The following is a 12653-nucleotide window of genomic DNA, read 5'->3' on the forward strand; positions in this document are numbered from 1 at the left end:
AAGGATTGTACATTCTATTTTAAGTATGCTATGATAATACCAGTTGAATAATTAAATTAAGCAATCCATATATTATCAAGTGCCGAAAACAAACGGGAAAAAGTATGTGAGAACTAGTTTATGTTTCGAATTTGATAATGTGTGGATTCTTTTTTTATACATGAAGACTAAATAATAAAATGTATTTTCTATAGGAGGAAATAATTATGACAGTTACAGGACAAGTAAAATGGTTTAACAACGAAAAAGGCTTCGGTTTCATCGAAGTTCCAGGCGAAAACGATGTATTCGTACATTTCTCTGCAATCGAAACTGAAGGTTTCAAATCTTTAGAAGAAGGCCAAAAAGTTAGCTTCGAAATCGAAGAAGGTAACCGTGGACCTCAAGCTAAAAACGTAATCAAACTATAATTTTATAGTTTATTATAGAAAAAAGGATGGCTTATGCCATCCTTTTTTTGTTGTTGAGATATACGATATTATATTAGTAATAAAGACAGCCTAAAAAGTACGATTGAAGAAATAAAGGTGTACTCGAAAGCTTATGAAAATGATAAAGTGACGGTAATTGATTTGAGGAAGTCTCATTCTCGGTATTTAAATCAAGAACCATATATAATCATAGTACAGGTTGAAAGAGATACAGAGAATCTTGGAAGAAAAAATAGTAGGTTTCTTTAAGGATGAGGAAGAATGAAGGAAATGGTAATCGGTATGTAAAAAGGCTTTCCGTAAAGGAAGGCCTTTTAGTGTTCTTTCACAGCTTTTTTCTTTTCGCGTTTCTTACATTCTGGACATTTAGATTTACGAAAAGGCTTCGCGAAGAACAGTAAAATAAAAAATAAACCGAATATAATACTCGTTGAATTTTTTACGATAACAATGCTACTATTTTTCATTTGAATTGTTGGATGATCTTGCTTTTCTTCCATGAGAGACCTCCGTATATTTGATTTATCCCGCTATTTGCGGGCAGTAAGACTTCCACCTCAAAATTCAGCTGGAGCAAAGAAGTTAGGTGGGAGTCAGGCTGCCCGTAAAAGCCCGATTGGTGAAGGTTATTAATCAGTGGGAGATGGACAAACCCGCCACTGATTAAAGTTTCACTTTATATTTTAATTATAGCAAAATTAATTGCTGTAATTATATGAAGGGGGGAATGTGTTAAACATATTACAAATGATATAAATTCGTTTTTCGTGTATAGAATCCTCTGTTTATACAGGTTATTTATTTATCCCGCTATTTGCGGGCAGTAAGACCCCCACCTCAAAATTCAGCGGAAGCAAAGAAGTTAGGTGGGGGGTCGGGCTGCCCGTAAAAGCCCGATTGGTGAAGGCTAATAATCAGTGGGGGATGAACAAAACCCCCACTGATTAAAGTTTCACTTTATTGTTTATATATAAATATTAAAATATTTATATTATATTTGATTTATTATAATTATTTGTAAAGAATCGTAGAATGTAAACCATTTCCTTTTCTTAGGTGCTACTATAGAAGGGAAATTAAACAGCAATCGAAAATTAAAAAAAGAGAGGTGAAAAATCTGTTACTAACAAAAGTGCGAATATAGATGAAAATATTCTTAGCGTGCAAAAACTACATACTCTAAGGATATACATTTGTCTATATTTTTAGTAGCAGACAGTAGACTATGGAAAGTAAAGTAGAACGTTATGTCGAAAACTATGTTGTAAGCAAAAATACAATGGCCTTACTTCCTGTTGTTCTAGGAGAAAAGAAAGTGGTTACGCGAATTGTTGAAATGGAAGATTCTTTTTTCGTATTTCAAAAGCCTCTTGATATTATAGAGAGAAGTTGCCGGAAACACGGTTCTAGTTTCTTTGGAAGAAAAGAAGGAACGAAGGAATTAACTCGTATTACACATAAAGCTCCTATCGCAATTAGCCCGACAGATCAACTTTATTTTTTCCCTACGTATTCTTATTCTCGAAAAGAGTGTGCGTGGTTGTCTCATTTTCATATTGAAAATAATAAAGAATTAAAAGATGGAAATCTTATTATTAGATTTATAAATGGTTTCGCTGTGAAATTAGAAATATCCAAAAGCAGCTTTGAAAATCAGCAAAATCGTACAGCGAAATTACGGACAGAGTATGAAGACCGTAAGAAAAAACAAGGAAATCCTTGTTTTAAAGAGATTGATAAAAGAGAAGAATCTAAATTAACACCAGCATATGAGAAAGTGTATTTTGTGAAGGAAGGCGAAGTGTAAGAGGGAAAGGATGGGGAGACTCATCCTTTTTGATTTCGTTATATATACTATTTATACGGTAAGATTCATAATTAAAACAAGGTTATTTTTTTTGAATTTTCGTTCTCTAATAACTTAAGATAATATACAATTACAATATAAGGGTTATTTTCCAAAATACACTTAATGTAGTGTGATTATATATCATTTTATATTCGCGGTATACAGGATAGTTCTTTCCTTATTATATAAAACAGGGGGCTGTTATGTTGAAAAGGACCATGTTATTTTGGGTGCAATATATTCTTGTTTTGCCTATATTATTTCTTACCTTTATGTTTACTGGTTTCGTTGGCAGTCAGTTAATGATAGGTGCTGATAAACAACATTTTATTTTTACGCCTCAAAATGCAACAGAATATAGTCAAATTAGTGAAATTGATAAATTGCTATTTGCTTTTTCAATTCAACCAGTTGTCACCATAGTATTTCTTCTATCGATCGTGTACGTACTGACACTTATTGTCTTTCAAATTATTGAATGTAAGAAGAAAAAGAAAATATTACATAGTTTGCAATATATGGTTCTCGTACCGGTTTTTCTTTACTTGTGGTTAGGAATAATGCAATTTTCCGCAGTTAGTTTAACTTGGATAGATAATTGGAAAGATTACCTTATATTCACTCCTAGTACTATAAAGAATGAGCAAGATATATATACGATTGATAAGTTTTTATACAAATTTCGAATGTTACCTATTCCAAGTACAGTATTAATACTATCTTTCTTATATTTATTAATACTTATCGTGATTGATAGTATACGCTTACTAAAAAAGTTCCTTGTAAGAACTAGCCATTAGAAAAGGAGAATTGTTTGAAGGTATAATAATTATTTGTCACTACTCATTTCCATACAGGTAGAAATAGCCTTACGCGTAGTAAGGTTATTTTTGGAGGAAATATGTATTGACACTGCTATAGTTTCTTCTTTTCATAATATGTAACCGTTAAGTTACAATTTGTGCATAGTGTTTAAATTATCTTCATATCCTGTCGAATATTGAAAGATTATCATAGCTAAATAATGAAGGAATTCTAACGAAAGATATGGAAACTTTAATAAATACATCTCCATATGTCGTATCTACCATTTCCTCTTTCATTTAAGCAATGATACAGTAGAGGTAGTAATTAGAGTAAAGGGGTAAAGTGTAGAATGGATTTTCAGACAATCAAAGAATATTTTTCACCAGAAAATATGGATCACATTGTTGAAAGTTATAAAGCGTTCGGGCCGCTTCTTGGTATTGGTTTACCGATGATAGAGGCGCTTATTCCAGCATTGCCTCTCATTGTGTTTGTACTGGCGAATGCTGTTGCATTTGGCTTTTGGTTCGGTTTTCTTTATTCATGGCTTGGATCAGTAATTGGTGCAATGCTTGTATTTTTCATTATTCGTAGCTTTGGAAGAAGTCGTTTCTTTTCTTTTGTAAATAAGCATGAGAGAGTGCGAAAAGCGATGGGATGGATTGAAAGAAAAGGGTTCGCGCCAATCTTTGTTATATTTTGTTTTCCGTTCACACCATCTGCGCTTATAAATGTTGTAGCTGGTTTGTCTCGCATTAGCGTAAAACAGTTTGGACTAGCATTAGCATTTGGAAAGCTTGTTATGATCTTTATTTTAACTTATATCGGTCATGATTTAATGTCGTTTATTCATAAACCGGTAAAATCGGTTATTGTTGGCGTTGGTATTTTTATTTTATGGTATGTCGGTAAAAAAATTGAAGTAAAGTTAGAACTACATTAGGAAAAGTCTTCTTTGTAAAGATAAGCTTCATTATTAAAGGGTAAGGGGAGAAGCGGATGAAGAAAACTTTGAAAAAAGAAGGCCTAGAGTGGATACGAACAATTTTAATTGGTGTACTATTAGCTGTATTTTTTCGAACGTTTTTCTTTTCAACGTACGTTGTAGAGGGGAAGTCAATGATGCCGACATTGCAAGACGGCAATATGCTCGTTGTAAATAAGGTGAGTTATCAAGTAGGGGATTTGAACAGGTTCGATGTCGTCGTTTTTCATGCAAATAAAAAAGAAGACTATGTAAAGCGGATTGTTGGATTACCTGGAGACCATATTGAATATAAGCATGATAAGTTGTATATAAATGGTCAATTTATTGATGAGCCTTATTTAGAGAAGTATAAGAAAGAGGTAAATGGAAGGCAACTAACAGGTGATTTTACATTAGAAGAGTTAACGAAAGAAAAGTTTGTACCACCCGGGTTTATTTTTGTAATAGGCGATAACCGCCTCGGGAGCTGGGATAGTAGACACTTTGGCTTTGTGAAGGCTGATACAGTTGTCGGTAAAGTTGACCTGCGATATTGGCCAATTCAAGAGGTGCAAACGAATTTTTCAAAAGGTTGATATAATGAAGTAGAAGTATAGAAAAGACAAACAACTCAGTTTGTCTTTTTTCGTGTACTATAATACAATTATAGTAGCAAACTAACGTTCGTTGTGTAAGTGAAAGGTGGGGTTACATGTCACTTCGATTGGTGATTGGTAGAGCGGGAAGTGGAAAGAGTGCACTTTGTTTACGAGAAGTGCAAGAAGAGTTAAAACAGCGCCCGAGAGGCAAAACAATATTATATCTTGTGCCAGAACAGATGACATTTCAAACGCAGCAGGCGTTAATTGGAAGTGAGGATGTAAGAGGTTCTATTCGGGCACAAGTTTTTAGTTTTTCACGATTAGCGTGGAAGGTATTGCAAGAAGTTGGCGGAGCGAGTCGTCTTCATATTGATGAAGCGGGTGTGCATATGTTACTTCGTAAAATTGTAGAATCTCGTAAAGATGGATTATCGGTGTTCCAAAAAGCAGCGGAGCAAAACGGTTTCTTTGAACATCTTGGAAGTATGATTGCGGAGTTTAAACGTTACAATGTGACGCCGTCTAACGTATATGAAATGTGGCAACAATTAGATGCGCATAGTAGCAGTGCAGAGCAAAAGCTACTAGCGAATAAAGTATATGATTTACAGCTATTATATGATGATTTTGAACGTGCTTTAATCGGGAAATATTTAGATTCAGAAGACTATTTACAATTGCTAGTGGAAAAGCTCACGCAGTCTGAGTATGTAAATGGTGCTGAAATTTATATAGATGGGTTTCATTCATTTTCTCCGCAAGAACTTGAAATTTTAAGACAGCTCATGATTTGTGGAGCGAGAGTTACGATCACGTTAACGATAGATGAAAAAACGTTAGCGCAGCCAGTGAATGAACTGGATTTATTTTATGAAACGACGTTAACATATGAAAAAATAAAACAAGTAGCGCGTGAAGAGAAAATAGAAGTTGAAAAAACAATTCCACTTATGGAACAGCCGCGTTTTCATTCGCAAGCATTAGCGCATTTAGAAATGCATTACGAAGCGCGTCCAAATGAAAAGTTTCACGGTGAAGCGAGTGTGACAATTAGTACAGCAGCTAATTTACGAGCTGAAGTAGAAGGTGTTGCTCGTGAAATTCGTAGACTTGTCGCGGACGAAAAGTATCGTTACCGAGATATTGCAGTACTTCTTCGTAACGGGGAAAGTTATTACGATGTGATGCGAACGTTATTTACAGATTATAATATTCCGCACTTCATCGATGAAAAACGCCCGATGTCACATCATCCGCTAGTAGAATGTATTCGTTCGGCTTTAGAGATTATTAGCGGGAATTGGCGTTATGATGCAGTGTTCCGCTGTGTGAAAACAGAACTTTTATATCCACTAGACGTAAGAAAAGAAGCGATCCGCGAAGAGATGGATGAGTTTGAAAACTACTGTTTAGCGTACGGTGTACAAGGGAAGAGATGGACTTCTGAAGATCCGTGGATGTATCGCCGTTATCGTTCTCTTGATGATGCGAGCGAAATGATAACAGACAGTGAGCGTGAAATGGAAGAGAAAATAAATCGACTTCGCGACGTTGTAAGAACGCCAGTTATTCGTATGCAAAAAAGACTGAAGCGTGCTGGAACAGTTATGCAAATGTGCGAAGCGGTATATTTATTTTTAGAGGAGCTTGACGTTCCGAAAAAACTAGAAGCATTACGTATTCGTGCAGAAGAAAGCGGAGATTTCTTATTTGCGACAGACCATGAGCAAGTATGGGAAGAAGTGATGAGCCTTCTTGATACGTTCGTTGAGATGCTTGGCGAAGAGAAGATGTCCCTGTCTATGTTTACTGATGTAATGACGACGGGTCTTGAGGCACTTCAATTTGCGAACATTCCGCCGTCATTAGATCAAGTATTAGTTGCTAATATTGATCATTCTAGATTATCAGATGTTAAAGCGACGTTCATTATTGGAGTAAATGAAGGAGTAATTCCAGCAGCGCCTATGGATGAAGGTATGCTTTCTGATGAGGAAAGAAATGTTCTCACCGCTGCAGGTATCGAATTAGCACCAACGACGAGACAAACTTTATTAGAAGAACAGTTCGTTATGTATCAAATGGTGACGAGAGCATCTGAGAAGTTATACATTTCTTGTCCGCTTGCGGATGAAGAAGGAAAGACGTTACTTGCTTCTAGTTTTATTAAGAAAATAAAAAGAATGTTCCCTGATGTGAAAGAATCGTTTATTACGAATGATGTAAATGACTTATCGCGTTCGGAACAAATCTCATATGTAGCAACGCCGGAAGTAACTTTGTCTTACGTCATGCAGCAACTGCAAACGTGGAAGCGCTACGGATTTGAAGGCAATTTAGATTTTTGGTGGGACGTATATAACTTCTACGTTACTTCAGATGAATGGAAGCAAAAAAGTAGCCGCGTGTTATCGAGTTTATTCTACCGAAATCGTGCACAGAAACTAAGTACAGATGTAAGTAGGGATTTATATGGAGATACAATTAAGGGAAGCGTTTCTCGTATGGAACTATTTAATCGCTGTGCGTACGCTCATTTCGCTCAGCACGGTTTATCGCTAAGAGAGCGTGATATTTTCAAACTTGATGCGCCAGATATCGGTGAATTATTCCATGCAGCGCTGAAGAGAATTGCAGACAAGCTATTACGTGAAAATCGTACTTGGGCAGATTTATCAATAAAAGAGTGTGAGCACCTTTCTACTTTAGTAATAGAAGAAATTGCACCATTATTACAAAGACAAATTTTATTAAGTTCAAACCGTCATTTCTATTTAAAACAAAAACTACAACAAATCATTTTCCGTACATCACTTATTCTTCGTGAACATGCGAAGTCGAGTGGCTTTGTACCAGTTGATTTAGAAGTACCGTTCGGTATGGGCGGGACTGGATCGCTTCCGCCAATGGAATTTGCGTTGCCAAATGGTGTGAAGATGGAAGTAGTTGGCCGTATTGACCGTGTTGATAAGGCGGAAGATGAGAGTGGTACGTTCCTTCGTATTATCGACTATAAATCAAGTTCGAAAGCGTTAGATTTAACAGAAGTGTATTACGGACTCGCACTTCAAATGCTAACGTATTTAGATGTTGTTACTTCAAATGCACATACGTGGATGAAAAAGGGCAGTACTGCATCACCGGCGGGTGTATTGTATTTCCATATTCATAACCCAATTGTTGAGATGAAAGGCGATGCATCTGAAGAAGAAATTGAGAAAGAAATTTTAAAGAAATTTAAAATGAAAGGGCTCGTACTAGGAGATGCTGACGTTGTTCGTTTAATGGATAATAAACTTTCAACAGGAAGCTCTGATATTATTTCTGCTGGTCTGAAAAAAGATGGTAGTTTTAGTGCGCGTTCTAGCATTGCAAGTGAACAAGAGTTTAACGTACTTCAAAAATATGTACACCACTCGTTTGAAAATATCGGAAAAGACATTACAGAAGGTGTTATCGATATTGCTCCTTACAAAAAGGGGAATAAAGCGGCATGTACGTTCTGTAACTTTAAATCTGTTTGTCAGTTTGATGAATCACTTGAAGATAACCAATTCCGTACGTTAAAAGATATGAAAGATAGCGAAGCAATGGAGAAAATTAGAGAGGAGGTTGGCGGAGAATGATAGAAAATTGGCCTCAGAAACCAGAAGGTAGTCAATGGACAGATGACCAGTGGAAAGCGGTTGTAGCGAACGGACGTGATATTTTAGTCGCAGCAGCAGCTGGATCAGGGAAAACAGCAGTATTAGTTGAACGTATTATTAAAAAGATTATAAGTGAGGAAAATCCAGTCGATGTCGACCGCCTGCTCGTTGTAACATTTACGAATGCAGCGGCGCAAGAAATGAAAAATCGAATTGGGGAAGCGTTAGAAAAAGTATTAATTGATGGGCCAGGTTCACAGCATATAAGAAAACAGCTTAGCTTATTAAATAAAGCTTCCATTTCTACCATTCATTCATTTTGTTTACAAGTTATTAGAGGATATTATTACATGCTTGATGTCGATCCTCGTTTTCGTATTGCGAACCAAACAGAAAATGAGTTATTAAAAGAAGAAGTGCTAGATGACATATTAGAAGAAGAGTATGGAATCGAAGATAATAGTATTTTCTTTGAATTAGTTGATCGTTATACGAGTGACCGTAGTGACGATGACTTACAACGAATGATTTTAGCGCTTCATACAGAATCAAGAGCGCATCCGAACCCGGAGAAGTGGCTCGATAAATTAGTAGAAGCATACGATGTTGAAGGCAAGACGATTGAAGATTTAGTGTACGCTTCTTACTTATTAGAAGATGTGAAATTCCAGCTGGAAACAGCGGAAGAGCATATTCGTAAAGCGACTGAACTCGCAATGCTTCCTGATGGTCCGGCGCCTCGCGTTGAAACCCTGCAAGCGGATTTAGCTTTACTTGGAATGTTATCCTCAGCAGCTCGTGGATCGTGGACAGGCGTTTATGAAGCGATGCAAAATGTATCGTGGCAAACGCTAAAGCGTATTAAGAAAAGTGATTATAACGAAGATGTTGTAAAACAAGTAGATTCTCTTCGTAATAAAGCGAAAGATGAAGTAAAGAAATTACAAGAAGAGCTATTTAGCCGCAGACCTGAAAGTTTCTTACGAGATTTTCAAGATATGCATCCTGTATTAGAAAAACTCGTGAAGCTTGTAAAAGTATTTACAGAGCGTTTCCAAGCAATTAAACGAGATAAAGGAATGGTTGATTTCACAGATTTAGAGCATTTCTGTTTGCAAATTTTAAGTGAGCAAAGTGAAGCCGGTGAAATGAAGCCGTCAGCAGTAGCGCTTCAATATCGTAATAAATTTGCTGAAGTACTAGTTGATGAATATCAAGATACGAACTTCGTACAGGAATCAATTATTAAATTCGTAACGAAAGATTCTGAGAGTGAAGGAAACTTGTTCATGGTTGGTGACGTAAAACAGTCAATCTATCGTTTCCGACTAGCAGAGCCTGGTTTATTCTTAGGAAAATATAAACGTTTCACACAAGAAGGATTGGACGGCGGAATGAAGATTGACTTAGCGAAAAACTTCCGTAGCCGTCATGAAGTGCTAGCAGGTACGAACTTTATTTTCAAACAAATTATGGGCGAAGAAGTTGGAGAGATTGACTACGACGCTGACGCTGAATTAAAACTAGGCGCTAGTTATCCAGAAGGTGAAGATGTAGCGGCTGAATTATTATGTATTCAGCAAACGGAAGAAGAAGTAATAGATGGTGAAGAAGGTGCAGAAGTAGAAAAAGCGCAGCTTGAAGCTCGTCTTATGGCACAGCGCATTAAAGCGATGGTCGATTCAGGTTATGAAGTGTATGACCGAAAAACGGATAGTATGCGACCAGTACAATACCGTGATTTCGTTATTTTACTTCGCTCTATGCCGTGGGCACCGCAAATTATGGAAGAGTTAAAACTACAAGGAATTCCAGTATATGCAGACCTTGCGACTGGTTACTTTGAAGCGACAGAAGTAAATATTATGATGAACGTATTCCGCGTTATTGATAATCCGATGCAAGATATTCCACTTGCAGCAGTACTTCGTTCACCGATCGTTGGACTAAATGACGAAGAACTTGCGACGCTTCGTGCTCATGGAAAGAAAGGGTCATTTTATGAAGTAATGAGTTCATTCTTAAAAGGAGCACCGCTTGAAGAAGAACAAGAACTGCATGATAAATTAGAGTGGTTTTATAACTTACTGCAAGGATGGCGTGAATTTGCGCGCCAACAATCACTTTCTGATTTAATTTGGAAAGTGTACGGTGAGACAGGGTATTATGACTTTGTCGGCGGTTTACCAGCTGGAAAGCAAAGGCAGGCAAACTTGCGCGTATTATATGACCGCGCAAGGCAATATGAAGCAACTTCATTTAGAGGATTATTCCGCTTCTTACGTTTTATTGAACGTATTTTAGAACGCGGTGACGATATGGGTACGGCGAGAGCTCTCGGTGAACAAGAAGATGTTGTTCGCATTATGACGATTCATAAAAGTAAAGGGCTAGAGTTCCCGGTCGTATTTGTAGCTGGACTTGGTCGCCGTTTTAATACACAAGATTTAATGAAGCGTTTCTTACTTCATAAAGATTTCGGTTTCGGTTCACAATTTATCGATCCTCGTAAACGAATTAAATATACGACATTATCGCAACTAGCGATTAAGCGTAAAATGAAGATGGAATTAATTGCGGAAGAAATGCGCGTACTATACGTAGCGCTAACGCGTGCAAAAGAGAAGTTAATTTTAATTGGAACGGTTAAAGATGCAAATAAAGAAATGGAAAAATGGCTCGATGCAAGAGAGCATAGTGAATGGTTATTACCAGACCATATACGTGCCGGAGCGTCATGTTATTTAGATTGGATTGCACCTTCATTATATAGACATCGTGATAGTGAAATGCTTCTTGAATTAGGACAAGGAAATATTCCAAGTGACATTTATGGATATGACACTAGCTGGAAAGTAGAAGTTGTTGACGGCAACACGTTACTCGCACCAGAACCGGTTCAAGAAGAGAAAAAAGAATTACTAGAAGCACTTCGTGAGAAAAAAGCTGTTCTGCTACAAAGTGAACGAAAAGATGAAGTATACGACAGATTAATGTGGAAGTACGGATATGAGGACGCGACATCTCACCGTGCGAAACAGTCTGTTACAGAAATAAAGAGAAATTATCAATCTGAAGAAGGCAGCGATAATGCCTTTATTAAAAAACTACGTGCACCAATTAAAACACGTCCGCGCTTTATGGAGAAAAAAGGGCTAACATACGCAGAGCGAGGGACAGCAGTCCATGCCGTTATGCAGCATGTAGATTTGAAGAAACCAATTACGATTGAAGTTCTTCAAGAACAAATTGCAAGAATGGTAAATAAAGAACTATTAACATTTGAACAAGCTGAAGAAATAGCGATTGAAAAGGTAATTTCATTCTTTGACAGTGACTTAGGTAAAAGAGTATTAGCAGCAAAAAGTGTTGAGCGCGAAGTACCATTTACGATGATGCTTTCAGCAGAAGAAGCGTATCAAGATTGGCAAGGGAAGAAAGGCGAATCAATACTTGTCCAAGGGGTTATCGACTGCATGATCGAAGAGGAAGACGGAATTACTTTAATCGACTTTAAAACAGATACGATTGAAGGAAAGTTTCCAGGCGGATTTGATCAAGCGAAACCAATTTTAGAAGACCGATACAAAGTACAGCTTTCACTATATGCAAAAGCACTCGAGAAAAGCTTAAAACATCCTGTGAAAGAGAAATGTTTATACTTCTTTGATGGGAATCATGTTGTAAAGGTTGAGGAATAGAGCATAGAAAGAGGTCATGGAGTATGGCGACGTTAAGAACTTGTGATCAAGGACACGAGTATTATAAAAGTAGCGATTGTCCAATTTGCCCAACCTGTGAGAAAGAGAGAAAGCCAAAAGAAGGCTTTCTTTCTCTTCTTTCAGCACCAGCAAGGCGAGCGTTAGAACACTATGGGGTTCACACTGAAGAAGAACTTTCAAAGTACAGTGAAAAAGAAATTTTGAAACTGCACGGTATAGGACCGGCATCTTTACCTAAATTGAGAGCGGCTTTAGCAGATAAGGGATTATCATTTAAATAAAGAAAAACTAATCATAAAGAACTTGATAGAGGAAGACTGGGGTTCAAACGTAAATATGTAAGGTGTTAAAAAATAGAAGAAACAGCCCTAGCTCTACACAATATAGAGCTAGGGCTGTTTCTTTTTTACGCTGTTCCAATTTGATCTTGGTCTGCTACGTCCGAATCAAATGTATTTGTTGCACTAACGCCGCTAAAAGTATTGACGACAAATCCGACATTGGAAGCCCCAGATCCGTTATAAGCTTTCGTATTTTCTTTCGGAGACACGTTATAAAAATCTCCTAAGTTGAAAGAGCCGTTACTGTTTTGAACGACGAGATTTCCTACAATCGAAGGCATACCATC

At 37.0% G+C, this 12653-nt stretch carries 10 protein-coding genes and 1 pseudogene; 9 read left to right on the forward strand and 2 right to left on the reverse strand.

The window, feature by feature from the left end; genetic code table 11:
• The first annotated feature begins 206 nt into the window (after nucleotides 1–206).
• Together cspA and KPL75_RS27700 are read left to right on the forward strand one after the other, a co-directional pair.
• On the forward strand, nucleotides 207–410 hold the full coding sequence (gene cspA / locus KPL75_RS19730) for an RNA chaperone/antiterminator CspA (protein WP_000218989.1): 204 nt from the start codon (nucleotides 207–209) through the stop codon (nucleotides 408–410).
• Nucleotides 411–470: 60 nt separating this feature from the next.
• A pseudogene (locus KPL75_RS27700) lies at nucleotides 471–696 on the forward strand (hypothetical protein).
• Between the two features lie 49 nt (nucleotides 697–745).
• Here KPL75_RS27700 and KPL75_RS19735 read toward each other — a convergent pair.
• Nucleotides 746–931: a hypothetical protein gene (locus tag KPL75_RS19735; protein ID WP_219917445.1), complete on the reverse strand. Its 186-nt coding sequence runs from the start codon at nucleotides 929–931 to the stop codon at nucleotides 746–748.
• Between the two features lie 725 nt (nucleotides 932–1656).
• Between KPL75_RS19735 and KPL75_RS19740 the strand changes: the two genes are divergently transcribed.
• The 7 genes from KPL75_RS19740 to KPL75_RS19770 all read left to right on the forward strand — a co-directional run bounded on the left by KPL75_RS19740 (nucleotide 1657) and on the right by KPL75_RS19770 (nucleotide 12306).
• Nucleotides 1657–2238, forward strand: a complete 582-nt coding sequence (locus KPL75_RS19740) for a competence protein ComK (RefSeq protein WP_219917446.1) — start codon at nucleotides 1657–1659, stop codon at nucleotides 2236–2238.
• Between the two features lie 245 nt (nucleotides 2239–2483).
• On the forward strand, nucleotides 2484–3080 hold the full coding sequence (locus KPL75_RS19745) for a DUF4306 domain-containing protein (protein WP_219917447.1): 597 nt from the start codon (nucleotides 2484–2486) through the stop codon (nucleotides 3078–3080).
• Between the two features lie 356 nt (nucleotides 3081–3436).
• On the forward strand, nucleotides 3437–4030 hold the full coding sequence (locus KPL75_RS19750; protein WP_078179996.1) for a TVP38/TMEM64 family protein: 594 nt from the start codon (nucleotides 3437–3439) through the stop codon (nucleotides 4028–4030).
• Nucleotides 4031–4086: 56 nt separating this feature from the next.
• Nucleotides 4087–4650: a signal peptidase I gene (lepB, locus tag KPL75_RS19755; protein WP_002149908.1), complete on the forward strand. Its 564-nt coding sequence runs from the start codon at nucleotides 4087–4089 to the stop codon at nucleotides 4648–4650.
• 116 nt (nucleotides 4651–4766) lie between these two features.
• Nucleotides 4767–8282, forward strand: a complete 3516-nt coding sequence (gene addB, locus KPL75_RS19760; RefSeq protein WP_219917448.1) for a helicase-exonuclease AddAB subunit AddB — start codon at nucleotides 4767–4769, stop codon at nucleotides 8280–8282.
• Nucleotides 8279–12004 (forward strand): helicase-exonuclease AddAB subunit AddA, encoded by a 3726-nt coding sequence (gene addA, locus KPL75_RS19765; protein WP_219917449.1) that lies wholly within the window; start codon nucleotides 8279–8281, stop codon nucleotides 12002–12004. The genes addB and addA overlap by 4 nt, the downstream gene beginning before the upstream one ends.
• Nucleotides 12005–12027: 23 nt before the next feature.
• Nucleotides 12028–12306, forward strand: coding sequence for an RNA polymerase alpha subunit C-terminal domain-containing protein (locus tag KPL75_RS19770; protein ID WP_219917450.1), 279 nt, complete (start codon nucleotides 12028–12030; stop codon nucleotides 12304–12306).
• A gap of 125 nt (nucleotides 12307–12431) precedes the next feature.
• Here KPL75_RS19770 and gerPF read toward each other — a convergent pair whose 3' ends face one another.
• Nucleotides 12432–12647, reverse strand: coding sequence for a spore germination protein GerPF (gerPF, locus tag KPL75_RS19775; RefSeq protein ID WP_098385040.1), 216 nt, complete (start codon nucleotides 12645–12647; stop codon nucleotides 12432–12434).
• Nucleotides 12648–12653 lie beyond the last annotated feature (6 nt).

The sequence above is a fragment of the Bacillus sp. NP247 genome (assembly GCF_018966865.1).
Classification (GTDB): Bacteria; Bacillota; Bacilli; order Bacillales; family Bacillaceae_G; genus Bacillus_A.

Bases quoted from the DNA above. Each gene is read 5' to 3' on its own strand.
- KPL75_RS19740 (WP_219917446.1), top strand. From the start codon at position 1,657: ATGGAAAGTAAAGTAGAACGTTATGTCGAAAACTATGTTGTAAGCAAA.
- KPL75_RS19735 (WP_219917445.1), bottom strand. From the start codon at position 931: ATGGAAGAAAAGCAAGATCATCCAACAATTCAAATGAAAAATAGTAGC.
- KPL75_RS19750 (WP_078179996.1), top strand. From the start codon at position 3,437: ATGGATTTTCAGACAATCAAAGAATATTTTTCACCAGAAAATATGGAT.
- cspA (WP_000218989.1), top strand. From the start codon at position 207: ATGACAGTTACAGGACAAGTAAAATGGTTTAACAACGAAAAAGGCTTC.
- KPL75_RS19770 (WP_219917450.1), top strand. From the start codon at position 12,028: ATGGCGACGTTAAGAACTTGTGATCAAGGACACGAGTATTATAAAAGT.
- addB (WP_219917448.1), top strand. From the start codon at position 4,767: ATGTCACTTCGATTGGTGATTGGTAGAGCGGGAAGTGGAAAGAGTGCA.
- lepB (WP_002149908.1), top strand. From the start codon at position 4,087: ATGAAGAAAACTTTGAAAAAAGAAGGCCTAGAGTGGATACGAACAATT.
- KPL75_RS19745 (WP_219917447.1), top strand. From the start codon at position 2,484: ATGTTGAAAAGGACCATGTTATTTTGGGTGCAATATATTCTTGTTTTG.
- addA (WP_219917449.1), top strand. From the start codon at position 8,279: ATGATAGAAAATTGGCCTCAGAAACCAGAAGGTAGTCAATGGACAGAT.
- gerPF (WP_098385040.1), bottom strand. From the start codon at position 12,647: ATGCCTTCGATTGTAGGAAATCTCGTCGTTCAAAACAGTAACGGCTCT.